Source organism: Gordonia metallireducens, from assembly GCF_021245825.1.
Classification (GTDB): Bacteria; Actinomycetota; Actinomycetes; order Mycobacteriales; family Mycobacteriaceae; genus Gordonia; species Gordonia namibiensis.
The window spans coordinates 11,823-36,395 of sequence record NZ_JAJQJP010000031.1; the positions used below are offsets into that span (position 1 = coordinate 11,823).

Sequence of the window (24,573 nt, forward strand, 5' to 3'; positions counted from 1 at the left end):
AACCATCCCGAGCAGGAGAGGGTCACCCATGACCGCCATCGCCACCCGCGACCTCGAGGTCACCGTGCCCACCGCGCGCGACGACGTCCGCGCGTACGCCGCCGAAGTCGAGAACGCCAGTCTCGGTTACGGCGACAACCTGGTCCTGCGAGACGTGACGCTGCGCGTCGGCGCGCACGAGATCGTTGCGCTCATCGGACGCAGCGGCAGCGGTAAATCGACTCTGTTGCGCTTGCTCGCAGGGTTGTCGCAGACCGAATCCGGAACCGTGCGCACCGCGGGCTTCCCGGCGGTCTCGTTCCAGGAACCGCGTCTGTTCCCGTGGCGCACCGTGTTGCAGAACGTCGTGTTCGGACTCGTCCGAGAGAAGGTCGGCAAGTCCGAGGCCAGGGAACGCGCCCGCCGAACCCTCGACGAGGTCGGCCTGACCGACAAGACCGGTGCCTGGCCCGCGCAACTGTCCGGTGGGCAGGCACAACGTGTGTCCCTCGCCCGTGCTTTGGTCGCACGTCCACAGCTCTTGCTGCTCGACGAACCGTTCGGTGCGCTCGACGCCCTGACCCGCCGCACCATGCACGAACTGCTGATCTCGCTGTGGCGCCACAACCGATTCGGCGCTCTGCTCGTCACCCACGACGTCGACGAAGCGCTCCGACTCGCCGACCGGGTCGTCGTGCTGGCCGACGGCCGGATCGTCGAGGACATCGCGGTCCCCGACCCCCGCGGCGGCGCCACCGGAAACGACTCCGATGACGCCGTCGACCCGCAGATCCCGCGGCTGCGTGCCGAACTCCTCACCGCCCTCGGTGTCGCCGACGCCGCCCGCTGACCACCGCTTGATTCCGGTTCGTCCACGTTCCACCCACACCGAAAGCGCCGCAACACCTATGAGAATCGCCGACGTTCCCGCTCGCCCGTCCCGCACCCCGTCGTCTCGACGGAGGGTGCTCGCGGCCGTACTGGCCACGGCTGCACTGACACTGGGGCTCGCCGGCTGCGTGCAGCGTGACGACACCGCGGACTCGATCGCCGACGAGACCGTCGAGGTGTCGTCACTGCAGGACCTGACCCTGCACGTCGGCGACCAGAAGGGCGGCACCGCAGCGCTTTTGCGAGCGTCCGGTGAGCTCGAGAAGCTGCCGTTCGAGGTCGAGTTCTCCACCTTCACCTCGGGGCCGCCGCAGATCGAGGCGGCCACCGCGGGCAAGATCGACTTCGCCGTCACCGGCAACACCCCGCCCATCTTCGGCGCGGCGTCGAACGCGAAGGTCAAGGTGGTGGCCGGCTTCGCGAACAACGCGAGCGGTGACGCCATCCTGATCCCCGGCAACTCGACCCTCACCTCGGTAGCCGACCTCGCCGGGAAGAAGGTGGCCGTCGCCAAGGGCAGCTCGGCACACGGGCACCTGCTGCTCCAGCTCAACAAGGCGAATCTGACCCTCGGCCCCGGCAAGGACGTCGAACCGGTGTTCCTGCAACCAGCGGATGCGCTGTCCGCCTTCACCTCCGGCAACGTCGACGCCTGGGCCATCTGGGATCCCTACACCGCGATCGTGCAACTCGACAACAACCCCAAGACCCTGGTGACCGCCGAAGGTGTCTCCAACGGTTACGGATTCGGCATCGCCGGTGACCAGGCGCTCGCCGATCCGCGCCGCAACACCGCCATTCGTGAACTGGTCGCCGGCATCGCGCGTGCCGGCAACTGGGCCAAGGCCAACCCCGATGCGTGGGCCGAGAAGTACTCCGCCGAGATCGGTATCGACCCGAGGGCCGGAAAGATCGCCCAGGGTCGAAGCCTGCGTCCGGCGATCGCGCTGGACGACAGCGTTGTCGAATCGCAGCAGACGCTCGCCGACGCCTTCGCCGCGTCGGGTCAACTACAGGGAGAGGTCACCTTCGCCGACTTCGTCGACAACCGCTACGACGATGCGCTGACGGAGTACTTCTCCACCCCGGCCTCCTGACCGGGCCGTTTTGATTCATCCGGCACGACCCACCCGTCTGGAAGGGAAGTCTGATCGATGAGCCATTTCCACTGGTTCCTGCCGACCGCCGGTGACAGCCGCGGGATCGTCGGGGCATCACATGCCTCGGCCACCAAGCGTCATCCACCCGGTTACCGCGCACCGGAGCTGCCGTACCTGATCGACGTCGCGCGTACGGCCGACCGGCTCGGCTACGAGAGCGTGCTGACCCCGACCGGCACCTGGTGCGAGGACGCCTGGCTCACCACCGCGGCGGCGATCACCCACACCGAGAACCTGTCGTTCCTCGTCGCGTTCCGGCCGGGACTGATCTCGCCGACGCTTGCGGCCCAGCAGACCGCCACCCTGCAGCGCTTCTCCGGTGGCCGGGTGGCGGTGAACATCGTGACCGGAGGCGACGAGGTGGAACAGCGCAGGTTCGGCGACTGGGTCGACCACGACCGCCGTTATTCACGCACCGACGAGTTCCTGCAGATCGTCGAACGCCTCTGGGCCGGTGAGGCCGTCGACTTCGACGGCGAGTTCTACAAGATCGCCGGGGCGTTCCTGCCCGACCCGCCCGAGACGAAGCCCCAGATCTTCTTCGGCGGGTCCTCGGACCCGGCGCTGAGTGTCGCGGCCGCCCGCGCCGAGGTGTATCTGACGTGGGGTGAACCGCCGGTGGTGGCGGGGGACAAGATCGCCGAGGTCGCTCGCCGCGCCGCCGCGGGGGGCCGGACGCTGGAATACGGTGTGCGCTTGCACGTCATCGCCCGGGAGACGTCCGAGGAGGCGTGGCGGGTCGCCGACGCCCTACTGGCAGGGATCAGCGACGAGGAGGTCGCGACGGCGTTCGCACTGCACTCGGGCTCGGACTCGACAGGTCAGCGCCGGATGGCCGAACTCCACGGCGGTCGCCGCGATGCCCTCGAGATCCACCCCGGACTCTGGGCCGGGGTCGGGTTGATCCGTGGGGGAGCGGGCACGGCGCTCGTCGGCAGTTATGACGAGGTCGCCGCGCTGATCGGTGAGTACGAGGCGCAGGGCTTCGACCACTTCATCCTGTCGGGTTACCCGCACATCGAGGAGGCCCACTGGTTCGCTGAGGGCGTCCTTCCCGTTCTGCGTGAAAGGGCGAACGCACTGGCGTGACCTCCGGCGTCGTGGCGGCGGGATGAATCCGGAGGCGGCGTGCCACGATATTCGTCATGATCCTCGCCGAGTCCGCGACGACCGACACCTCGGTGATCGTGTCGCTGTTCTGGATCGTCCTGATCGCCGCGGTGAGCCCGCTGCTGTCGAGGCTGTCCCGCGGGTACGTTCCCGACGCCGTTCTACTGCTGGTGTTCGGCATCGTCATCGGTCCCCACGCTCTCGACTGGGCCGACCGCACGGGTATCGACATGCTCAGCCAGCTCGGTCTGGGGATGCTGTTCCTCCTCGCCGGCTACGAACTCGACCCGAAGCTGCTGAGCGGTAGGTCCGGTCGCGTCGCCCAGTTGTCCTGGGTGGTGAGTCTGCTCATCGCCTGGGGATCGGTGGTCCTGGTCGCCACGACATTCGCATTGGGGCTGAGCGAGGCCGGCTTCACCGCCCACATCGCGATCGCGATCACCCTCACCTCGACCGCCCTCGGTACGTTGCTGCCCATCATGAAACAAGCGGGTATGGCCGACACCCGGCTCGGGCGTGCGGTGATGGCGCATGGCGCCGTCGGCGAACTCGGTCCGGTGTTCGCGATGTCGCTGCTGCTGACCAGCCGGAGTTTCGGTGGCGCGGTGATCGTGCTGGTGCTCTTCGTCCTGGCCGCACTCCTGATAGCCGCTGCCCCGCAACGCATCCTCGCGCGTATTCCCGGCATCGGCCGGGCCATCGGCGAGATGGCCGGAGGCACGGTGCAGCTTCCGGTGCGCGTCGTCGTCCTGCTGCTCGTCTCACTCATGACGGTGGCCGCGGTCTTCGATCTCGACGTCGTGCTCGGTGCCTTCGCCGCGGGACTGATCCTCCGCCGGCTCATCGGGCCCGAGCACCCGCATGTCGGTAAGTCGCTGGAGGTCATCGGGTTCGGCGTGCTCATCCCGATCTTCTTCGTCACCTCCGGAATGAACATCGACGTGTCGGCGGTGGCTTCCAAGCCGGGGACCTGGGTGGTCCTGGTGCTGGCCATCGCGATCGCCCGCGGCGTCCCGGTCTGGCTCAGCGCGCGCTACCTCGACGACGGTCACTTCCTGAGTCACCCGCGCGAGCGGACTCAGCTGGCGCTGTTCGCCGCGACCGGTCTACCGATCATCGTGGCGGTCACCGAGGTCGCGGTGTCCTCGGAGCTCATCTCCGACGCCCTCGCCTCCACCCTGGTCGCGGCCGGTGCGACGACGGTCCTGTTGTTCCCCCTCGCCGCCCGGCTCATCGGGAAGTCCACTCCAGCAAGCGTTCCGACGACCACGTCGTGACGATCCGGTCCGGGTCGATGTCATGCTCCACGGCACGACGCGCACCCAGGACCTTGAACTCGAGCTGCCCGGGTGCATGAGCATCGGAGTCGATCGCGAACAGGCAGCCGGCCTCGATCGCGATCTCGATGAGCTCATCGGGCGGGTCCACGCGTTCGGGACGCGAATTGATCTCCACGATCGTGTCGTTCGCCGCGCACGCCTCGAACACGGCACGGGCGTCGAAGGTCGACGGGGGCCGGTGGCCGCGCCCGCTCAACACCCGACGGCCGGTGCAGTGCCCGAGGACGTGGACGCGCGGGTCGGAGACCGCGTTGACCAGACGGGTCGTCATCGCATCGTGGTCCATCCGCAGATGTGAATGTACCGAGGCCGTCACGATGTCGAGGCGCTCGATCATCTCGTCCGACTGATCGAGTGCACCGTCGTCGAGAATGTCGATCTCGATGCCACGCAACAGGCGAAAATCGTTTTCCTGCTGACTGTTCCATTCGTCGATCGCCTCGATCTGCGAAGTCAGTCGTTCGGCGCTCAACCCGTTGGCGACGGTCAACCGGGGTGAGTGGTCGGTGATGGCCAGCCACTCATGGCCCATGGCCTGTGCGGCCGAGGCCATCTCGTTGATGGGTGCCCCGCCGTCGCTCCATTCGGTGTGCGCGTGGAGATCTCCGACGACGGCGGTGACCATTTCGGCGGCGTCTCCCGGCGGGTAGGCCGGGTCCTCGTCCTGCAGCCGGGCGAGATAGTCCGGGACCGCGCCGTCAACGGCCTGTCCGATGACGGCCGCCGTCGTCTTGCCGATCCCTTTCACCGTGGTGAGGGTTCGGCCCGACGCCCGGCCCTGCAGGTCGTCGGGAGAGAGTCGTGCGGCGGCCTGGGCGGCGCGTCGGAACGCCTCCACCCGGTAGCTGCTCTCCCGCCGCTGTTCGAGGAGCCAGGAGATCCGGGCCAGCGCCTCCACCGGGTCGACCGGTGCGGCGAGCGGTTCGAGCGGCTTCATGGTTGCACCTCGCAGACGACAACCGCCCGGCGCACGAGTGCGGCCGGGCGGTGGTTCGGTACGGGCGAGGAAATCCTCACGTGCGACCGGTCAGTGTGCGGCCTCGAAGGCCTCGATGATGCTCTGCGGGATACGGCCGCGGTCGCTGAGTTCGTAACCCTCCCGAATCGCCCATTCGCGGATGGCCTTGGTGGTCTCCTTGTTGCGCCCGCCGCCGGTGGCTGCGGTGGTGGCCGTCGCACGCTTGGCCACCCGGCCGGTCTGGCGCGAGATGTCGAGGTACTTCGAGAGCGAATCACGGAATTGCTGAGCGTGCTTCGACGAAGTGTCGAACTCGTAATTCTTGCCGTCGAGTGACCATCGAACAGTTTCGTACTGATCCAAGACCTTGCCGTCGAGATCGTCGATGACCTGAACGATTTCCTTCTTCGCCATGAAACGCTTTCCCCTCGATTTGTGTCATGCGACCAACTCGGCCGTGGGAGGTCTATTAAACCTTATCCACCCCGTTTTGATCTATTCTTTCGGTGCACAGCTTAGACCCGAACTATGAGTAGCCGCTGAGAACCCCCGCCTAGACCCTAAAGTATCGAAAAGGCTCAGGGAAGTCGGGGCGCGAGAATTCTTAGGAAGTGGGCACTGTGCTGCTGTTAGATGTCCGCGGTCGGGGTGTCTCGGTCCGCGTGGGCGCCCGAGATGTCCGAGTCGACGACGTGACCGTCGTCGCTCCCCGGGCTGATTCGTCGGATTCTTCGGGGGAGAGAGCCACCAAGGACTCGGGTGCACGATCAGCGGCATAGATGGTCCGGTATCCGCTGTCGGTCACCGAGAATCCCGCTTTCGAACGCGATTCAAGACAGAACAGCCCGACTGTCTCCACGAGACAGGAGAATCGGGAAATGGAAATCGTGTGCCCGTAGTCGACTATTGATGAGCGAAAGAGAACCGGATAGCGATTGGTGCAGGCGCCACGCTGCGGGCCGTCTGAACTGAGGATTGCGTAATCGGGTGCCCAGTCGCAGGAGGCCGGCTCCGACGGCGGACGGGTGCGTCGCGTCGCGGGCCCGGAGTCGGCGCCGTCGTTGATACGGCAGGCCAGCGACGACCTCCCGTTGGTGCCCGTCGAACAATTGACCGATCGATCGGGAGTGGAGAAATGGAAGCCCGACGAGTCCTGTATCGGTGAATCGGGAGTGACCGAACCCTGATGAAAGCGCGAATTGTCGATGCGGGGAGCCATCGCCACGACTCGGCCAATTGTCCAATCGGGAAGATTCGGTGCCGTGTCCTCACCCGTGGTGGTTGTTGTCGATGCAGACTCGACCTCGGTGAGGGTCGACAGTTCGTCGGTCGGCGGAATGACGATTCGTGAAGGCGCCGTGTCGGTGGGTAACGAACATCCCGCAACGGTGACGATTGTCGCGGTGATCACGATCGCGAACGAAGCGCAGATCATGCGACCGAAATGAACCGGATGACGGCGGGGGACGGGTACGGGCCGCCGTGATCGATTTCCGTACCCTTGCATTGTGTCGACCCCCAAGATCGTTCTGTTCTACGTCTTCGTCCCGCTGCCCGATCCGGAAGCCATTCGGTTGTGGCAGCTGTCGGTCTGCGAGTCGCTCGGGTTGCGGGGCAGGATCATCGTGTCACGACACGGAATCAACAGCACCGTCGGTGGCGACATCGCCGCGGTCAAACGCTACGTCAGAGCGACCCGTTCGTACCCCGGGTTCGCCGACGCGGACATCAAATGGTCGGACGGCACCGGCGACGATTTCCCGCGCCTGAGTGTGAAGGTGCGTCCGGAGATCGTGACGTTCGGAGTTCCCGACGAGATCGTCGTCGACGAGAACGGCGTGGTCGGCGGGGGTACCCGCCTGACGCCCGAAGAGGTACACCAGCTCGTCGACGAACGCGGCGACGAGGTGGTCTTCTTCGACGGCCGCAACGAGATCGAGGCGCAGGTCGGTCGGTTCGACGGTGCCGTGGTCACCAAGGCGCAGACCACCCGCGACTTCATCCCGCTGATCGAGAGCGGTGCCTACGACCACCTCAAAGACCGTCCGGTGGTCACCTACTGCACCGGAGGCGTGCGGTGCGAGGTCCTCAGCACGGTGATGCGCAACCGCGGGTTCAACGAGGTCTACCAGCTCGACGGCGGCATCGTCCGCTACGGCGAGCGCTACCGCGACGACGGGCTCTGGCGAGGATCGCTCTACGTCTTCGACAACCGCATGAGCACCGAGTTCTCCGATAACGCCGAGCTGCTCGGGCAGTGCGTCGAATGTGGCGCATCGACGAACAACGTGGCGAACCATCCCGATCGCGAGGGCCGGGACCTCGCGGTGATCTGCCCGGCATGCCTGGGGTGAACGCGTCCCGATCGGCTCGGCCGCCGGTTCCGGTGATCGTCGTCGCCGGGTTCCTCGGGTCGGGCAAGACCACGCTGCTCAATCATCTGCTGCGCACCGCGGGGGCCACCGGCACGAGGCTGGGTGTACTGGTCAACGACTTCGGCGCGGTCAACATCGACGCTCTGCTGGTGTCCGCACAGGCCGACGGCGCCGTGAGCCTCAGCAACGGGTGCATGTGCTGCACGGTCGACGCAGACGGCCTCGCCGATGCGCTGACCTCCCTCGTCCGGCCGAGCGCGAAGATCGACGCGATCGTCATCGAGGCCAGCGGGATCGCCGAACCCAAGTCGCTCATCCGGATGGTCACCGCGGTGGCGGATCCCCGGGTCCGCTACGGCGGTCTCGTCTACGTCGTCGACGCGGCGCACATCCACTCGCTGCGCGAGGAACATCCAGAGGTCGACGCGCACATGGCGATTGCCGACCTCATCCTGGTCAACAAGACCGACCTGATCTCCGAGACCGACCTGCGGGCAGTCGAAGAGATTGTCGCCCAGCTGAATCCGACCGCAGCAGCGCTCGTGACGCAAGAGGCTCGAGTCGACCCCGCGCTGCTGTTCGACATCGAGAAGGCAACCGCCGACGACGAACCCCGAAGCGTCCAACTGACTCTCGACGAGCTGCTCCTCGAGGAGCACGACCACACCGACCACCAGCACCTGCACGCCGGCTACGAGGCGGTCACCTTCCGCAGCGACGAACCCCTCGACCCGCGTCGACTCGCACGCTTCCTGGAGCGGCCACCGAGCGGCTGCTTCCGGATCAAGGGCATCGTGCACTTCGACCTGCCGCGGTACCGGCAGAAGTTCGTCGTCCACGGGGTGGGCGGTTTCGTCCGGGTCGAGCGCGAGCCGTGGGGACCGGAGACGCCGTCGACCGAACTCGTCGCCATCGGTCGCGGCCTCGACCCCGACGCGGTGCACGCCGAGCTGCAGGCGGCGATCGCGCGACCGGAGGACGCGGAGGACGAACACGGCATCCTCAGCGTCCTGCGACACGTGCCCGCCTGAGGCGTCGCCCGGGGGCGACACGTGTGTCGTGGATCATGCGACACGCCGGGTGGGATGTCACATCTGGCTAACGAAATCCGGAAGGCCCAGGTCTTCCATTTCGCAAACCCCGCGAACCCTGTTTCACTGTTAAGTCTGTTACCAGTGTGACCAATGGTGTCTAACGGGAGGAGTGAGGCGAATGATCGGTGCTGAAAAGCGTGGTCGTCGCCTCGAAACGCCGATGTTCCAGAAGATGATGAAGAAGCGCATGATGACGACCGCCTTCGCCGTGACGGCGGTGGCGTCGACCGTGATGGCGACCAACCTGGTGGTGGCACCGGCGCAGGCCGCGCCCGCCCGCGGGGCCGCACTTGCGGGGAAGACGATCTTCCTGGACCCGGGCCACCAGGCCAGCGCTGCCGGCCGCAGCCTCAACGCGCAGGTGCCCGACGGGCGCGGCGGCAAGAAGGACTGCCAGACGACCGGCGCCACCGGGGTGAACGGTGCGCGGGAGCACGCCGTCAACTGGCAGATCAGTCAGCTGGTCAAGGCTGGGCTGGAAAGCCAGGGGGCTCGCGTCGTGCTCAGCCGGCCCGATGACCGTGGCTGGGGCGGTTGCGTGGACGAGCGCGCCGCTGCAGCGAGCCGTTCCGGGGCAGCGGTGGCGGTGAGCCTGCACGCCGATTCGACGAGCCGCGGAGCAGACAGCGCCAAGAAGGGCTTCCACATGATCGTGCCGTCGCTGCCGATCCCGGATCCCACCGTCCACCGCGTGCAGTCGGGTGAGGGCCGCAAGGCGTCGAACGTCATGCGCGATTCCTTCCTCGCCGCGGGCTTCCCGTCGGCCAATTACGCCGGCGTCAGCAACGGCATCCAGACCCGTCCCGACATCGCCGCGGTCAACCTGACCAAGGTGCCCGCGGTCTTCATCGAGATGGGCAACCTGTCCAATCCCGCCGAGGCGGCCGCCCTGGCTGGACGCGACGGCCAGCTGAAGTACGCGATGGCGATCACCGACGGCATCCTGAAGTACGTCAACGGCAGCGCGGCCACCGGTGCCGCACCCGCACCATCGGTGCCGCTGGCCGACGACGCCAGTGGGCTGTCCGTGGTGATCCCGTTCGTCCAGCAACTGCTCGCCACCGAGGAGCCCGAAGCCGTCGTGCAGCTGCTGGCGACCCAGGGCCAGGACGTGTCGGCGCAGGTCCTCAAGGCGATGTTGACGATTCTGTACGGCCTGTTCGACGGGAAGCTGCCGATCGGCTGAGTCCGCCCGCCTCCGGCGACTAACCTCGGCCCCATGGGCATTCGAGATCTCCTGGTGATGGACACTCCGGTGCCGTCGTTACGAGGACGCAGGGTACTGATCACCGGTGCGGCGAGCGGGATCGGGCGCGCGACCGCCGAAGCGGCGGCGGCGCAGGGCGCCGAGCTCGTGCTGACCGATCTGCACGCCGACCAGCTCGACGAGGTGGTCGCCGAGATCCTCCGCGCCGACGGCACCGTGCTCTACCACGTCGCCGGCGACGTCTCCGACTACGACTGGGTGGCCAACTTCGCGCGGCAGGTCGACGCCGAGGTCGGGGTGATGGACGTCGTGATGAACATCGCCGGGATCTCGGCGTGGGGCACGGTCGAGAACCTCGAGCACCGGCACTGGCGGTCGCTGGTCGACGTCAACCTGATGGGCCCGATCCACATCATCGAAAGCTTTGTGCCGCAGATGGTCCGACGCGGCGCCGGCGGTCACCTCGTCAACGTCTCGTCGGCCGCCGGACTGCTCGCGCTGCCGTGGCATGCCGCCTACAGCGCGAGCAAGTTCGGGATTCGCGGCGTCTCCGAAGTGCTCCGATTCGATCTGCGGCGCCACCACATCGGGGTGTCGCTGGTGTGTCCGGGCGGGGTGGACACACCGCTGGTCGACACCGTCGAGATCGTCGGCGTCGACCGCGACGATCCGCGAGTCAAGGCCGCCATCAACAACTTCCACAAGGTCGCGGTGTCGCCGGAGACGGCGGCCGCGGCGATCCTCAAGGGCATCCGCAAGAACCGCTTCATGGTCTACACCTCCTTCGACATCCGATTCGGCTACTGGTGGGCGCGGAAGTTCGCGCTGCCCTACGAGATCGTGATGCGGGTGGCCAACGACCGGTTCGACAAGCTCGCACGGATCAGCGGTACGAAGCTCGAGGAACGGGCGCGCGATCACCATTCGACGCAGTGAGCCGCGTCTTCCGTAAAACGCTGCGGGGCAGTGGTCCGCCGGGAGGTCATCCCGACTTCTTCGCCGCCGAGGCGGCCGGTCTGCGCTGGCTCGCCGACGCCGGGGCGCCGGTCGCGAAGGTGCTGGCCGTGAGCGAGGACGTCATCGAACTCGAGAGGCTCGACACGGCCCGTCCCGACCGTGACGCGGCCCGCGCGTTCGGTGCGGCGTTGGCGAGGATGCACGACGCCGGCGCGCCGCGGTTCGGTTCGCCGCCGACCGGCTTCGACGGCCAGTTGTTCATCGGGCGACGCCCGCTGAGTTCCGTCGAATACGACTCGTGGGGAGAGTTCTACGCCCGCGAACGCGTGGAGCCCTATATGCGTCCGGCACGGGAGGCGGGCAACCTGACCGCTGCGGACTCCGACGCCGTCCACGCCGTCTGCGAACTGGTCGCGAACGGGGCCTTCGACGACGACGAACCCGCCGCCCGCATCCACGGCGACCTGTGGAACGGGAACGTGATGTGGACCCCGTCGGGCGTCGTCCTGATCGACCCCGCCGCGCACGGCGGTCACCGCGAGACCGACCTCGCGATGCTCGCGCTCTTCGGCTGCCCGCTGCTCGACGAGATCATCGTGGGGTATCAGGAGGCGCATGCGCTGGCCCCCGGCTGGGAGGGCCGGGTCGAGGTCCATCAGCTGCACCCGCTGGCGGTGCACGCAGCCGGACACGGCCCCGGGTACGGCACTGCGCTCGGGCGGGCGGCCCGGAGCGTCCTCGACGCTCGCGAGTGATCGGGGCACGCGATAATCACCTGGTGTCTGATGACGGAATGCGGAGCGGTGTGTCCGGAAGTGTCCTGATCGTGTCGGCGACCCGAGCCGAGGCGCAGCATCTGCCCGCGGGGTCGCGGTTGCTCGTCACCGGGATCGGCAAGGTTCGGGCGACGATGGCGCTGAGTCGAGAACTGGCCGCCGGTGCACCGGTCCGACAGATCATCAATATCGGCACGGCAGGTGCGCTGCGGGACGATGTCGTTGCTCCCGGGCGCGATCTGTTCATCCCGTCGGCGGTGCTCGAGCACGACATCAGCAGCGCCGAACTCCGAGCCATGGGCTACGAGATGACCGACCGCTGGGAGCTCCCGGACGGCGACGGCACGGTGCTCGCCTCGGGGGACACCTTCGTCGCCGACCCGGTACGACGCGCCGAACTCGCCCGCCACGCCGACCTCGTGGACATGGAGGGATGCGCGGTCGCCCATGTGAGCGCCCAGTTCGGCATCCCATGCCGGCTCGTCAAAGCCGTCACCGACAACGCCGACGAGGGTGCGATGGAGTGGCCCGATCTGGTCGATGCCGCTGCCCGCAAGCTGGGGCAGTGGATCGAACTCAACGCCTGACGGTCCGCGCCGGCAGCTACAGAACCGGCGGTTGACCGCAACGGCGCACGCCACAGTCGGCGCGTGTGGCCGTAGGCGCGATCGTGCGCTGAGTCAGGAACGAGTGTCGGCGACGTCGGCCGGGCCGGCGTCGGTGGCCGACTCGTACGCCTGGAATCCCGACGGGGCGGCATCGGGACGAACCGTGTCCGACGGACCCGAGAGCGGGGCATCCGAGGGGGTCAGATCGGGCGCGGCGAGATCCGCGACCGTCGGACGAGTGGTGGTCGGGGTCCGCTGGGCGGTCCGTTCGACTGTCGTCGTGCGCGTCGACGTGGCCGGCCGCTCGGACGAGGCCGGTCGCTCCGAGGCCGAACCGGAGCGGGATCGCTGTGGCCGCGAGCGGTTGGACGACGACCTGGTGGTCGGTGCGGCGCCGCTCTGTGCAGAGCGGGTTCGGGCAGAGCTGGTTTGGGCGGAGCCGGAACCGGCCCGACGATGCTTGGTCGGGCGCTCGGTCGGCTCGCCGGTCTTCGGACGGTCGGTCTTGTCCCTACCGGCGTTCCTCGATGTGCTGCGGGAACCGGTCGGCTTTCCGCGGCCACCGGAGTTCTTGTCGTCGTCGCCGCGGGTGAGGAACCACCGGACGAGCACCAGCGCGAGGGTCACGAGGAACACCGTCAGCATCCAGGGGAAGTCCGCGGCGATCGGCAGCAGCACCTTGAAGATCAGACTCTTGAGGCCGGACGACGCCTGTTCGGAGTTGAGTCCGTACAGCGTGACGATGCTGACGAAGAAAGCGATCAGCGGTGGCTGGGCGGCAGCGGTGAACAGGGCGCGGCGACGCACGGCGAGGGCGGCGAGAACACAGCCGACGAGGTAGCAGAACTTGTAGATCCCGCCGAGCGAGTCGTTGCTGCCGGCGTCGATCGCCGCTCCGAGGGCCGTGATCCCGGTTGCCAGGACAACGGCACCCCACCACGGCACACCGCGGACCGCCGGCAACACGGACTGCTGGTCCAGTGGTACCGCGGTCTGTAGACGTTGCGGGGAAGGCACATGGTCACGGTACCGGTTCATCGGCGGAAAACGCTCCACCGCCGGGACGTGGCGTGGACGCGGCCGCCGATGTCGTCGCAGGTGTTGCCGCGGATCCGGCGGACCGGCAGGTGTCGTGGATCACCCGGGGTCGCGGCGGTTCGGCGGCGTCGCCCAGGGCGTCGAGTTCGGCCAGGCGGCGTGCGGTGACGCCGAGCCGGCTCTCCACCGATCCGATCGTCGAGTTGTACGCGTCGACCGTGCGCTGCAGCGACGTGCCCAGCGAACCGAGATGCCCGAGTACGCCGGCGAGGCGCTGGTGCAGTTCCATACCGAGCCCATGGATGACCGCGGCGTCGCGGGCCATCGCATCGTGGCGCCAGCCGAGGGCGACGGTCCGAAGCAGGGCGATGAGGGTCGTCGGGGTGGCGATGACCACATTGCGGCCGAAGCCGTATTCGAGGACCTCCGGGTCGGTGCGCACCGCCGCCTCGAGAACCGCGTCGGCCGGTAGGAACAGCACGACCATCTCCGGGGTGTTCTCGAAGGCCGTCCAATAGGCCTTGGCCGAGAGCCGCGCGATGTGCGCACGCAACGCCCGGGCGTGCTCGCCGATCAGTCGGTCTCGTGCCTTGGCCTCGGTGGCTTCCGCCGCCCGCAGATAGGCGTCGAGAGGCACCTTCGCGTCGACGACGATGTCGCGTCCGCCCGCGAGGTGGACGACGAGGTCGGGCCGGACCGTGGTTCCTTCCTTCGTCTTGTCCGGCAGCGACACCTGGGTGCTGAAGTCGCAGTGCTTGGCCATACCGGCCAGCTCGACGACCCGTTCGAGCTGCACCTCGCCCCAGCGGCCGCGCGAATGGGAACTGTGCAGCGCGTTGGCGAGCTGGCGCGTCTGGTCGTTGAGCGCGACCGACGCCGCGTGGATGCCGCGGACCTGCTCGGTCAGTCCTGCATAGGCGCCGATCCGGTTGGACTCGACCCGCCGCAGCTCGTCGGAGAGCTGCGACAGCGTGGCGCGCAGCGGTTCGACGATGTGCTGCACCTGGCTGCCGATGGCGGTGGACTGCCGACGGGCCGCATCCTCGGTGGCCCAGGACAAGGACGACGCCACGTCCGAACGGCCCTCGCGCAGCATCTCGACCTCGGCCCGAGCTGCGGCCACCACGCCGGCACTCCGCGCGGCATGCGCCCACCAACCGAGCGCGATACCGAGCAGGACGCCGAACACGAGTGACAGGGCTGCTGCGATCATGCCCCGATGGTGTCGGATGCCCCCGACAAAAGCTTCTGACCTGCGTCGGGCCGGTTCAGTCCGCGGCGGGAGCCTCGAAATCGAGCAGCCACTTCTTGGTCTCCAGCCCGTAGCGGAAGCCGCCCAGCGATCCGTCGCTGCGCTTCACCCGATGGCACGGAACGAACAGCGCGGCGGCGTTGCGGGCGCATGCGGTTGCCGCAGCACGGACGGCCGCCGGCTCGCCCGCCCGCTCGGCGAACTCGGTGTAGGTGACCGGCCGGCCCGGTTCGACGAGGCGCAGGGCGTCCCATGCCTTGTTGAGGAAGGTGCCGCCGGAGAGCTGGACCACCTCGACCCGCGACGGTGCGTCGACCTCGCCCTCGTAGTACGCGGTGACGGTGTCGGTGAGACTCCCGAGGGTCTCGGAGTGCTGCAGTGTTTCCGGCCGCAGCGAACGGTGGACGAGCGCCGCGAGATAGGCCGGGTCGTCGGTCCATCCGGACGCGAGGACGCGGTCGGCGTGGTCGGCGATCACGGTGAACGGGCCGTTCGGGGTGTCGACGGTGGCGTATCCGCCGGTGGTGACGGTGGTGGTCGCGTCGTCGGACACGGTGGTGATCGTGTCGTCGGAGACGGTGGCAACCGTGGCGTCGGAGATGGTGGGGGACGGTGCGGACATGTCGCTCCTGTCGGGTCGGGGTTCGGATGGAGTCGGTGTCAGGTGAGGCGTCATCGGAGGTCCGCTCGTCATACGGCCTCGCCGGAGCCGGCGAGGCGGTGTCGCCACAGGTGCATCGTCGCGTAGGAGCGCCACGGTGCCCAGTGATGCGTGTCGCGCAGATCGACGCCGAGGTCGGCGGCCGCCCGGGCGACGATCAGGTCGTTCGTGAGCAGGACGTCGGGATCACCCGTCACCCGCATGGTGACGATGGCGGCGGTCCAGGGGCCGATGCCGGGCAGCTCGATCAGTTGCGCTCGTAGATCAGACGCATCGACCCCCGCATGCGGTTCCACCCGACATTCGGCCAGGGCCTCGGCGACCCCGATGACGGCGTCGATCCGGCGGCCCGGTCCGCGTAGGACGGCCCGTCCGTCGGCGGCGATCGCGGCCGCGGTCGGGAATGCTTTCGGAACGTCGCCGTCGGTGGAGCCCGAGTCGTGCAGCGGTCGGCCCAGAGCGTCGACGAGCCGGTCGATCTGGTGCCGCGCCGCCGCGAGACTGACCTGTTGGCCGAGCATCGTGCGGATGATCGTCTCGGCGGGGTCGAGGCTGCCCGGCACACGAAGGCCGGGTGCGCCCTCGATCAGGGGGCGCAGTGTCGGGTCGGCGGCGAGGACCTCTTCGGCGGCGGTGATGTCGGCGTCGAGGTCGAGGAGTCGGCGCACACGGTTGACCGCGGCTCCGAGGTCGCGCATGTCGAGATGGGAGAGGACCACGCCGACGTGGTCGTCGTGGGGTTCGATGTCGGCGATGGCGGGTCCGTGGGGGAGAGCGATGACGCGCCGGAACCGCCAGCCGAGCGGTGCGTCGGCGTCGTCGATGACCGTCTCGACCCCCGTCGCCGCGTGTGCGGACAGGAACCAGCGCATCCAGGTCCAGCGGTAGGGCGCGCGGAACGGCAGGCGCAAGGTCACACTGCCCGGGGCCGATACCGCGTCGGATTGCGACCGGTCGCGGCGGTGGCGGAGGCGGCGGAGTTCGGTCGGGGTGAGCCCGAAGACGGCGCGGATGGTGTCGTTGAACTGCCGGATGCTGGCGAAGCCGGCGGCGAACGCGACGTCGGACATCGGCAGCGCCGTGCACTGGATCAGCACCCGGGCGTTGGTGGCGCGGTGTGCGCGGGCGAGTGCGAGCGGTCCGGCGCCGAGATGGTCGGTGAGGACTCTGTTGAGGTGCCGCGGCGAATACTTCAGCCGCGCGGCGAGACCGGCGACGCCCTCACGTTCGACGACGCCGTCGGCGATCAGCCTCATCGCCCGAGCGGACATGTCGGCGTTGACATTCCACAGCGGCGAACCGGGGACGGCGTCGGGCGCGCATCGACGGCAGGCGCGGTAGCCCTGTTGCTGCGCCGCGGCCGCGGTCAGCACGAAGGCGACATTGTGCGGTCGGGGTGTCTGCGCGGGGCACGACGGGCGGCAGTAGATCCCGGTGGTGCGGACGGTGACGAAGAACTGGCCGTCGAACCGTGCGTCGCGGGCCTGGACGGCGCGGTAGCAACGGTCGAAGTCCGGAGCCGAGCCCGGGACGGTCTGTTCGACGGATGCTGTGGGCACCTGTCCACTGTGACACCCGGCGGGATGGAGTTCTGGCGGAAATCGGACGCGACATCTGCGTCGAAAGTTGTGATCTGAGTAACAATGCTGTGGCACGATGGCGCCATGTCCACACGGTTCGATGGCCGACGCGGAAGCCGGCACGACGACCTGCCCCTCGCCGGACTGCCGGGATGGGGTCTGGAGATGATGATGGGCCTCTACGGCCCCGAGACCATCAAACACGCGCTCACGGAAGAGGCCGAGCAAGGCATCCCGTCGGTGCCGTGGGATCGCGACCGGACCGACGAGTCGTCGGATCGGCGACTCGACGCGCCGGACGTCGAAATGTGTGGCCGGGACGACATCCCGCAGGTCTTCAATCAGGTCGACGCCGAACTCGAGGCGGTCAATTCGCTGATCCGGTTCCTCGGCCGCAAACTGCGCCGACGCTGACCGGTCGCCGCAGACCGCGGCGTTCGAGTGCGCGAAGGATGTCGTCCGTCGCGTCGACCCCGCAATGTCATCGCGGTGTGTGAGGATCCACGGGTGACTGACAGCTCGGATGATCAGCGTGCAGACGGCGAGGCCGGAACCGACAACCCGGACTCCATCCCGGTAGGGGCCGACGCCGTCCTCGGAGGCGACGCCGTACTCGGCGGGGTCGAGGAGAAGACGTTCCCGACACGCGCCCAGGTGATGATGGCCGGCCTGCGCTCCTGCGCCACCGTCGGCCTGCAGATCGTGCTCGTCGCAGCCGCGCTGTGGGTGCTGTTCTGGCTGCTCGGCAAGTTCTGGGTGATTCTGCTGCCGGTCCTGCTGGGCATCATCGTGTGCACGATCCTGTGGCCGCCGGTGCGTTGGATGCGTAATCACGGCGTCCCGGATGCTGCGGCGTCGTTGGTCATGATGTTGGTCGGACTCGGCGTGCTCGGCGGCGTCATCGGGCTGATCGTGCCGTCGATCGTCTCCCAGGCTCCCGAGCTCGCCAACCGTGCGACCGACGGTGTGAAGCATCTGCAGGACTGGGTCCAGGGGCCGCCGCTCAACATCGAGGACGAGCAGCTCGACAACATCGTCAACGCGATCACCAGCAAGCTGCAGTCGAGTGCGTCGACCATCGCCTCGGGCGTCTTCAGCGGTGTGGGCACCGCGACGTCGCTGCTGGTCACCGTCTTCACATCGTTCGTGCTGGTGTTCTTCTTCCTCAAGGACGGACCGAAGTTCGTGCCGTGGCTCGACCGTTCGGTCGGCAAGCCCTCCGGCACCCACGTCGGTGAGGTCCTGACCCGGATGTGGAACAGCCTCGGCGGCTTCATCCGGACGCAGGCGATCGTCAGCTTCGTCGACGCCGCGCTCATCGGTCTCGGGCTGTTCTTCCTCGGCGTCCCGCTGGCCGGGGTGCTGATCGTGGTCACATTCCTCGGCGGGTTCATCCCGATCGTCGGTGCGTTCGTCGCCGGCGCGCTCGCCGTGCTCATCGCGCTCGTCTCCAACGGCCTGACCACCGCGCTGATCCTGCTCGGCGTCATCTTGGCGGTGCAGCAGCTCGAGGGCAATGTGCTGCAGCCGTGGCTGCAGGCGAAGTCGATGGATCTACACGCGGTGATCGTGCTGCTCTCGGTCACCCTGGGCGGCACCCTGTTCGGCATCACCGGCGCGTTCCTCGCGGTGCCCGCCGTCGCGTCGCTGGCGGTGGTGCTGCGTTACCTGAACGAACAGATCGCCGAACGGGCCGGGGAGACGCTGGCGCCCGAAGGTGCGCCCGTCACCAAGCAGAAGGGCGTCCCCGACAAGGAACCGCCCACCGACCCGCCGAACCCGGTCAAGGGTCTGCTGGACCGCGACTGACGGCGGGGCCGGCGATCGGAGCCGACGCAGCCCAGGCCCGACGCAGCGTCGGGCCGCGCGGCCGGTGCCGATAGACTGGGCGCCCGTGAGTCTCACCCTGGGAATTGTCGGTCTGCCCAACGTCGGTAAGTCGACCCTGTTCAACGCCCTGACCCGTAACGATGTGCTGGCGGCCAACTACCCGTTCGCCACCATCGAGCCCAACGTGGGCGTGGTCGAATTGCCCGACGCCCGACTGAAGCGTCTCGCCGAGATCTTCGGCAGCGAGCGCATCCTGCCTGCGACGGTGTCGTTCGTCGACATCGCCGGCATCGTCAAGGGCGCCTCCGAGGGTGAGGGCATGGGCAACCAGTTCCTCGCCAACATCCGCGAGGCCGACGCCATCTGCCAGGTCGTCCGCGTCTTCGACGACGGCGACGTCGTGCACGTCGACGGCCGCGTCGACCCGTTCGCCGACATCGAGGTCATCGAGACCGAGCTGATCCTCGCCGACATGCAGACCCTCGAGAAGGCGATCCCGCGTCTCGAAAAGGACTCGCGCAAGAACAAGGACCTCGTCGAGACCCTCGAGGCGGCCAAGAAGGCGCAGGAGATCCTCGACAGCGGCAAAACGCTGTTCTCGCAGAAGGATTCGTTCGACCTGTCGTCGGTGCGCGAGCTGCACCTGATGACCGCCAAGCCGTTCCTCTACGTCTTCAACTCCGACGAGGGCGTGCTGACCGACGATGCGAAGAAGGCCGAACTGCGCGCCGCCATCGCACCCGCCGACGCCGTCTTCCTCGACGCGAAGGTCGAGAGCGAACTCCTCGAACTCGACGAAGAGGACGCCCAGGAACTGCTCGACTCGATCGGTCAGACCGAGCCCGGCCTGACGTCGCTCGCCCGCGCCGGTTTCCACACCCTCGGCCTGCAGACCTACCTCACCGCAGGTCCCAAGGAATCGCGCGCCTGGACGATTCGCCAGGGCGACACCGCCCCCAAGGCCGCCGGAGTCATCCACACCGACTTCGAGAAGGGCTTCATCAAGGCCGAGATCGTGTCCTTCGCCGACCTCGACGAGGCCGGCTCGATGGCCGCGGCCAAGGCCGCCGGCAAGGTCCGCATGGAGGGCAAGGACTACATCATGCAAGACGGCGACGTCGTGGAGTTCCGCTTCAACGTCTGATTGACCACCTCCTGGCCGGGCCGCTGCGAGATCTCGTTGCGTTGTGTCGCGGAAACCGCGACGCAACGCAACGGCTGCTAGCTGTCAGGGCGCGACGGGGTAGTGACTCCGAATCGCGACGCGGTTCCACGCGTTCATGACGACCGTGAGCCAGCTGACCGCGGAGATCTGTTCGTCGTTCAGCGAGCCGTTGTTCCAGTCCTCGCGCGCGGGGACGGACAGCCGGGTGACTTCCTCGGCCAATCTGAGGGCGGCCTGCTCCTGGTCGGTGAAGTATTGCGACTCCCACCACGCGGCGACGACGGCCAGCCGATCGGACGTCTCGCCCTTCGCGATGGCGTCGCGGGTGTGCATGCGCAGGCAGAATGCACACCCGTTCAGTTGTGACACACGGATTTTCACCAGCTCACCGAGCAGGGGATCGAGCCCGGCCTGTTTGACCGCTTCGTCGGCTTCGCCGTTCAGCGCGATCAAGCTCTTGTAGGCGGATGGGTGCTGTTTGCTGAGATTGACCATGTTCCCAGACGCTACGCCCGACAGAACCCCCGATCCATAGCTCGAATTCGCGGTGCGCGCGATTCGGAGCTATAGATCGGCGGTCGGAGTTACCGTGGCGCCATGGCCATCAAACTCGAGAACGTCGGAATCGCCGTCCGCGACATCGAAGCAGCGATCGCCTTCTTCACCGACCTCGGTCTCACCGTCCTCGGCCGCGATGAGGTCAGCGGCGAATGGGCTTCCACTGCAGTCGGTCTCGACGGCAATCATGCGAAGATCGCGATGCTCCAAACACCAGACGGGCAGGGGCGACTCGAGCTGTTCGAGTACATCCACCCCGACGCCATCGAGACGACACCGACGCTGCCCAACGAGATCGGCATGCACCGCGTGGCCTTCTCCGTCGACGACATCGACGCGGCACTCGAGATCGCCGCGAAGCACGGCTGCCATCCGCTGCGGGGCGTCGCGAACTACGAGAACATCTACAAGCTCACCTACCTCCGCGGCCCCAGCGACATCATCGTGATGCTCGCGCAGGATCTGACGAAGGGCTGATGATTCACGGCACGGATAAGGTCGCGAAGCCGGGAGTCACGTTCCCCTGGATTCCCTGGAGCATCGTGAGAACCACCTGGCCGCTCCCGGTCCGTAGTTGCGCCTCGGGCGGGAAGCCGTTCAGGCCGTTCGACATCCGGGCCGTCCCGGTCGCGCCCGTCGACAGATTGAGCCAGCGTACGTCGGCGTAGATCAAGCAGCCCCACCGCTCGCGTTCGGTTCCGGTGATGGTCACGACGCCGCGTTGTTTGCCTACCTCGGCACCGCATCGGATGGCCGGTGCGTCGAAGCTGCCGTTGGGGTTCCCGAGGGGTGCCGGGTTGATCTGGAACGGGATGATCGTCGACGCCGCGGCGGTCGGGGCCGCCGCGATCAGTCCGATGGCAGCCGCGAAGAGTGCGGCGACGACGGTGCGAGCGCGTCTCATACGAGCCTCCAGCCATTACGCGACGATCTCCAGTGTTGCCGATCGCCCCGATCCATAGCCCGGAATCGCGCTGAACGCGGGTTCGAGCTACAGAACCTCGGCCAGGTTTCGGCGGCACAACGGTTGGGCACATCCGGGGACGGCGCCCGTCGTGGCGTGGAACACACGGATGGAAGCGATGCCGCGATGAGCGAAACCCCGGCGCGAGTGAGCGCCTCCGACCCGCCGGCCGACCGGCTCGGTTCGAGTCTCAAGCCCCGCCACATCACGATGATCTCCATCGCCGGGGTCATCGGCGCCGGTCTGTTCGTGGGCTCGGCGAATGCGATCGAGAAGGCCGGCCCGGCTGTGCTCATCTCGTACGCGCTGGCGGGCACGCTCGTCGTGCTGGTCATGCGGATGCTCGGTGAGATGGCGACCGCCGACCCCGACACCGGCTCGTTCTCCGTCTACGCCGACCGTGCCCTCGGCAGGTGGGCGGGCTTCTCCGTCGGTTGGCTCTACTGGTGGTTCTGGGTGCTGGTGATCCCGGTCGAGGCCACCGCGGCCGCGGCGATCCTCACCGACCTGATCGGCGGCGCCCAGTGGATCTGGGCGCTCGCGGTGACGATCGCCCTCACCGTCACCAACCTGGTCAGCGTCGGCAACTACGGCGAGTTCGAGTTCTGGTTCGCGCTCATCAAGGTCGTCGCCATCGTCGCGTTCATCGTGGTGGGCGTCCTGGCCATTCTCGGGCTCATCCCGCACTCGGGCGTGAGCGGTCTGCATCATCTGTGGGAGCCGGATGGCTTCATGCCCAACGGTTTCGGCGCGGTCATCACGGGACTGCTCGTGACGATGTTCTCGTTCATGGGCACCGAGATCGTCACGATCGCGGCCGCGGAATCGCCTGACCCGAAGCGCGGCATCACCAAGGCCGTGAACTCGGTGATCTGGCGGATCTCGCTCTTCTACATCGGCTCGATCTTCGTCGTCGTGGCTCTGATGCCGTATGACCAGCTCTCCGACGGCTCGTACCAGTCGGTGCTCGAGGCGATCGGGCTGCCCGGGTCGGCGCTGATCATGGACCTCGTGATCCTCACGGCCGTGGCGTCGTGCCTGAACTCCGCGCTGTACACGGCCTCGCGGATGCTGTACTCGCTCGGCAGTCGGCGCGACGCCCCGCAAGCAGTTCGTTCGCTGACGGGCAACGGCGTGCCGTGGGTCGCGGTGCTGGCGTCGATGATCGTCGGCTTCGTCGCCGTCATCGGCAACTATGTGTTGCCCGACAAGATCTTCGGCTACCTGCTCGCAACCAGCGGTGCGGTCGCGCTGTTCGTCTACCTGAGCGTCTCCGCCAGTCAGCTCGTGCTCGGCCGGTCGCTGCGGGCCAGGGGAGAACAGCCGCCCGTGCGGATGTGGCTGTTCCCGTACCTGACCATCGTGGTGATGGTGTTCATCGTCGGCGTGCTAATCCTCATGGCCTTCGACGACGAGCAGCGGGAGGCCATCGGGTTGTCGGCGTTGTCGGCGGTGGTGATCGTGACGGTCGGCGTCGTGCTGCATCGACGACGCCCCGCTGAAGAACGGGCGTCGACCTCCGGGCACGTCTGAACCGCGTGGATATCGCTCCCGAGTCGATCTGTCCGTCGGCACGGTGCGCTCACCGGACAGACTGTCGGTTGCCGACCGCTGCGATGACCAGGAGAGTTGCGCCATGGCTATCGGCGCACCCTTGAACAGTTCCGACGCGGCGGACGCCCCGCAGGGCGGTTACGGCGACAAGGTGCTCGCCGTCGAACCCGGCGGCAACGAGGCGATCCCCCTGGAGGCCCGCCACGGGACACCGCGCGGCCTGTTCTGGACCTGGACCGCCCCGAACCTCGAGTTCGCGACGATCTTCGTCGGCGTCATCTCGATCCTCTACTTCGGGCTGTCGTTCTGGCAGGCCGTGGTGGCGATGGCCCTCGGCAACCTGCTCGGGGCGGCGGCGCACTTCCTGCTGTCGGCGGAGGGCCCGTTGCACGGGGTTCCGCAGATGGTGCTCGGGCGCCTCGCGTTCGGGTACCGGGGCAACATCCTGCCGGCCACCTTCATGGCCGTCATGTGTGGCGTCGGATGGTTCGCCACCAACAGCGTCAGCGGCGCCTTCGCGTTGTCGACGCTGTTCGGGATCACCCCGTTGCTCGGGTTGATCATCATCGTCGTCGCGCAGACCGCCTTCGCCTTCTTCGGCCACAACCTGGTCCAGCGGTTCGAACGGATCGCCGCTCCCGTGCTCGCCGTCATCTTCGTGGTCGGCGCGGTGATCATCTTCGGCAAGTCCCACGTGTCCACGGCGTCTGCTGACGGCGGCTTCTCCATCGGCGGGTTCCTGCTGACCATGGGTGCCGCGTTCGGCTACACCGCCGGGTGGACCCCGTACGCCGCCGACTACACGCGCTACCTGCCACCGACCGTGTCCAAGGTCAAGACGGGGTTGTTCGCCTCTTCCGGTCTCTTACTCTCGTGCACGTTCCTGATGGTGGTGGGTGCGGCGTCAGTGACCATCGGAGAACCGGTGTCGGACAACCCGACCGAGGCGTTCACCGCCAATCTGCCGAGCCTCGTCGCCGATCTCACGCTCCTCGCGATCGCCGTCGGCGCCGTCGCCGCGAACGCGATCAACGTCTACTCCGGCTCGATGGCATTCCTCGCCATGGGATTCCGGCTGCCCGTGGGCCTACAGCGCGCGCTGGTGACGGTGTTCTTCGGTGTCGTCGGCTTCCTCGTCGCCTGGTGGGCATTGGCCGATGCGGCGGCGTCGTATGAGGCGTTCCTGCTCCTCGTCGCGTACTGGATCGGTCCGTGGTTGGGTGTGGTCTTCGCAGATCGCCTGCTGCGCAAGGAACCGCCGACGCTCGCGCTCCTGTACGACACCCGCTACGCGAACTGGGGTGGGGTCGCCGCGTTCGTGCTCGGCCTGGTTGCGTCGGTGCTGTTGTTCTGCAACCAGGAACGGTTCGTCGGGTATGTCGTCAGGGTGGTGCCGGAACTGGGTGACATCGGCGCCTTCGTCGGTTTCGCGCTCGCGTTCGGGCTCTATCTGATCCTCGCCCGGGGACGAGTGGCGCAGCCCCAGCAGACCCGGTCCTGAGCGGGTCTGCGAGAC

Annotated in this window: 25 protein-coding genes; 17 read left to right on the top strand and 8 right to left on the bottom strand. The window is 67.6% G+C overall.

What is annotated here, in order from left to right; translation table 11 throughout:
- The first annotated feature begins 28 nt into the window (after window positions 1-28).
- From LQD00_RS12595 to LQD00_RS12610, 4 genes are read left to right on the top strand one after another with little or no spacing between them, the layout of a single operon-like run.
- Entirely contained in the window at window positions 29-829 is an 801-nt protein-coding gene (locus LQD00_RS12595) for an ABC transporter ATP-binding protein (RefSeq protein WP_232717558.1), read from the top strand.
- 58 nt (window positions 830-887) lie between these two features.
- Window positions 888-1,967, top strand: a complete 1,080-nt coding sequence (locus tag LQD00_RS12600; RefSeq protein WP_232717559.1) for an ABC transporter substrate-binding protein — start codon at window positions 888-890, stop codon at window positions 1,965-1,967.
- A gap of 57 nt (window positions 1,968-2,024) precedes the next feature.
- Complete coding sequence (locus tag LQD00_RS12605; protein ID WP_232717560.1) at window positions 2,025-3,119, top strand: LLM class flavin-dependent oxidoreductase; 1,095 nt, start codon at window positions 2,025-2,027, stop codon at window positions 3,117-3,119.
- A 56-nt stretch (window positions 3,120-3,175) separates the two neighbouring features.
- A complete protein-coding gene (locus tag LQD00_RS12610; protein WP_232717561.1) occupies window positions 3,176-4,417 on the top strand; it encodes a cation:proton antiporter in 1,242 nt (413 codons plus the stop codon).
- Here the strand turns inward: LQD00_RS12610 and LQD00_RS12615 are convergent.
- Together LQD00_RS12615 and LQD00_RS12620 are read right to left on the bottom strand one after the other, a co-directional pair.
- The gene (locus tag LQD00_RS12615; RefSeq protein ID WP_232717562.1) at window positions 4,371-5,417 is read right to left on the bottom strand and encodes a PHP domain-containing protein; all 1,047 of its coding nucleotides are present in this window, start codon (window positions 5,415-5,417) and stop codon (window positions 4,371-4,373) included. The genes LQD00_RS12610 and LQD00_RS12615 overlap by 47 nt on opposite strands.
- A 90-nt stretch (window positions 5,418-5,507) precedes the next feature.
- The gene (locus LQD00_RS12620; protein ID WP_006865540.1) at window positions 5,508-5,852 is read right to left on the bottom strand and encodes a histone-like nucleoid-structuring protein Lsr2; all 345 of its coding nucleotides are present in this window, start codon (window positions 5,850-5,852) and stop codon (window positions 5,508-5,510) included.
- Between the two features lie 848 nt (window positions 5,853-6,700).
- Between LQD00_RS12620 and LQD00_RS12625 the strand changes: the two genes are divergently transcribed.
- The 7 genes from LQD00_RS12625 to LQD00_RS12655 all read left to right on the top strand — a co-directional run bounded on the left by LQD00_RS12625 (window position 6,701) and on the right by LQD00_RS12655 (window position 12,434).
- Window positions 6,701-6,886, top strand: coding sequence for a hypothetical protein (locus tag LQD00_RS12625; RefSeq protein ID WP_232717563.1), 186 nt, complete (start codon window positions 6,701-6,703; stop codon window positions 6,884-6,886).
- A gap of 60 nt (window positions 6,887-6,946) precedes the next feature.
- Window positions 6,947-7,792, top strand: a complete 846-nt coding sequence (gene trhO / locus LQD00_RS12630; RefSeq protein WP_232717564.1) for an oxygen-dependent tRNA uridine(34) hydroxylase TrhO — start codon at window positions 6,947-6,949, stop codon at window positions 7,790-7,792.
- Window positions 7,780-8,844: a CobW family GTP-binding protein gene (locus tag LQD00_RS12635; RefSeq protein ID WP_232717565.1), complete on the top strand. Its 1,065-nt coding sequence runs from the start codon at window positions 7,780-7,782 to the stop codon at window positions 8,842-8,844. The genes trhO and LQD00_RS12635 overlap by 13 nt, the downstream gene beginning before the upstream one ends.
- 238 nt (window positions 8,845-9,082) lie before the next feature.
- Window positions 9,083-10,093, top strand: coding sequence for an N-acetylmuramoyl-L-alanine amidase (locus LQD00_RS12640; RefSeq protein WP_406567020.1), 1,011 nt, complete (start codon window positions 9,083-9,085; stop codon window positions 10,091-10,093).
- 33 nt (window positions 10,094-10,126) lie between these two features.
- A complete protein-coding gene (locus LQD00_RS12645; RefSeq protein ID WP_232717566.1) occupies window positions 10,127-11,050 on the top strand; it encodes an SDR family oxidoreductase in 924 nt (307 codons plus the stop codon).
- A complete protein-coding gene (locus LQD00_RS12650; protein WP_232717567.1) occupies window positions 11,047-11,826 on the top strand; it encodes a fructosamine kinase family protein in 780 nt (259 codons plus the stop codon). The genes LQD00_RS12645 and LQD00_RS12650 overlap by 4 nt, the downstream gene beginning before the upstream one ends.
- A 38-nt stretch (window positions 11,827-11,864) precedes the next feature.
- The gene (locus tag LQD00_RS12655) at window positions 11,865-12,434 is read left to right on the top strand and encodes a nucleosidase (RefSeq protein WP_269784962.1); all 570 of its coding nucleotides are present in this window, start codon (window positions 11,865-11,867) and stop codon (window positions 12,432-12,434) included.
- A gap of 93 nt (window positions 12,435-12,527) precedes the next feature.
- Here LQD00_RS12655 and LQD00_RS12660 read toward each other — a convergent pair whose 3' ends face one another.
- From LQD00_RS12660 to LQD00_RS12675, 4 genes are all read right to left on the bottom strand, one after another.
- A complete protein-coding gene (locus LQD00_RS12660) occupies window positions 12,528-13,472 on the bottom strand; it encodes a DUF6542 domain-containing protein (protein WP_232717568.1) in 945 nt (314 codons plus the stop codon).
- A 4-nt stretch (window positions 13,473-13,476) separates the two neighbouring features.
- Complete coding sequence (locus tag LQD00_RS12665; protein ID WP_232717569.1) at window positions 13,477-14,706, bottom strand: DNA recombination protein RmuC; 1,230 nt, start codon at window positions 14,704-14,706, stop codon at window positions 13,477-13,479.
- Between the two features lie 55 nt (window positions 14,707-14,761).
- On the bottom strand, window positions 14,762-15,367 hold the full coding sequence (locus LQD00_RS12670; protein ID WP_232717570.1) for a methylated-DNA--[protein]-cysteine S-methyltransferase: 606 nt from the start codon (window positions 15,365-15,367) through the stop codon (window positions 14,762-14,764).
- A gap of 68 nt (window positions 15,368-15,435) precedes the next feature.
- Complete coding sequence (locus LQD00_RS12675; protein ID WP_232717571.1) at window positions 15,436-16,965, bottom strand: DNA-3-methyladenine glycosylase 2 family protein; 1,530 nt, start codon at window positions 16,963-16,965, stop codon at window positions 15,436-15,438.
- 105 nt (window positions 16,966-17,070) lie between these two features.
- Here LQD00_RS12675 and LQD00_RS12680 point away from each other — a divergent pair, with 105 nt between their 5' ends.
- The 3 genes from LQD00_RS12680 to ychF all read left to right on the top strand — a co-directional run bounded on the left by LQD00_RS12680 (window position 17,071) and on the right by ychF (window position 19,960).
- On the top strand, window positions 17,071-17,400 hold the full coding sequence (locus LQD00_RS12680) for a hypothetical protein (protein ID WP_232717572.1): 330 nt from the start codon (window positions 17,071-17,073) through the stop codon (window positions 17,398-17,400).
- A gap of 93 nt (window positions 17,401-17,493) precedes the next feature.
- Complete coding sequence (locus LQD00_RS12685) at window positions 17,494-18,795, top strand: AI-2E family transporter (RefSeq protein ID WP_232717573.1); 1,302 nt, start codon at window positions 17,494-17,496, stop codon at window positions 18,793-18,795.
- Window positions 18,796-18,880: 85 nt separating this feature from the next.
- Window positions 18,881-19,960: a redox-regulated ATPase YchF gene (gene ychF / locus LQD00_RS12690; protein WP_006865554.1), complete on the top strand. Its 1,080-nt coding sequence runs from the start codon at window positions 18,881-18,883 to the stop codon at window positions 19,958-19,960.
- An 84-nt stretch (window positions 19,961-20,044) separates the two neighbouring features.
- Here ychF and LQD00_RS12695 read toward each other — a convergent pair whose 3' ends face one another.
- On the bottom strand, window positions 20,045-20,476 hold the full coding sequence (locus LQD00_RS12695) for a carboxymuconolactone decarboxylase family protein (protein WP_232717574.1): 432 nt from the start codon (window positions 20,474-20,476) through the stop codon (window positions 20,045-20,047).
- Between the two features lie 102 nt (window positions 20,477-20,578).
- Here LQD00_RS12695 and LQD00_RS12700 point away from each other — a divergent pair, with 102 nt between their 5' ends.
- Window positions 20,579-21,016 (top strand): VOC family protein, encoded by a 438-nt coding sequence (locus LQD00_RS12700; RefSeq protein WP_232717575.1) that lies wholly within the window; start codon window positions 20,579-20,581, stop codon window positions 21,014-21,016.
- A 4-nt stretch (window positions 21,017-21,020) separates the two neighbouring features.
- Here LQD00_RS12700 and LQD00_RS12705 read toward each other — a convergent pair whose 3' ends face one another.
- On the bottom strand, window positions 21,021-21,443 hold the full coding sequence (locus LQD00_RS12705) for a hypothetical protein (RefSeq protein WP_232717576.1): 423 nt from the start codon (window positions 21,441-21,443) through the stop codon (window positions 21,021-21,023).
- A 186-nt stretch (window positions 21,444-21,629) separates the two neighbouring features.
- On the opposite strand from LQD00_RS12705, the gene LQD00_RS12710 reads away from it, so the two are divergent.
- Together LQD00_RS12710 and LQD00_RS12715 are read left to right on the top strand one after the other, a co-directional pair.
- Window positions 21,630-23,036, top strand: coding sequence for an amino acid permease (locus LQD00_RS12710; protein ID WP_232717577.1), 1,407 nt, complete (start codon window positions 21,630-21,632; stop codon window positions 23,034-23,036).
- Between the two features lie 103 nt (window positions 23,037-23,139).
- Entirely contained in the window at window positions 23,140-24,558 is a 1,419-nt protein-coding gene (locus tag LQD00_RS12715; protein ID WP_232717578.1) for a purine-cytosine permease family protein, read from the top strand.
- Window positions 24,559-24,573 lie beyond the last annotated feature (15 nt).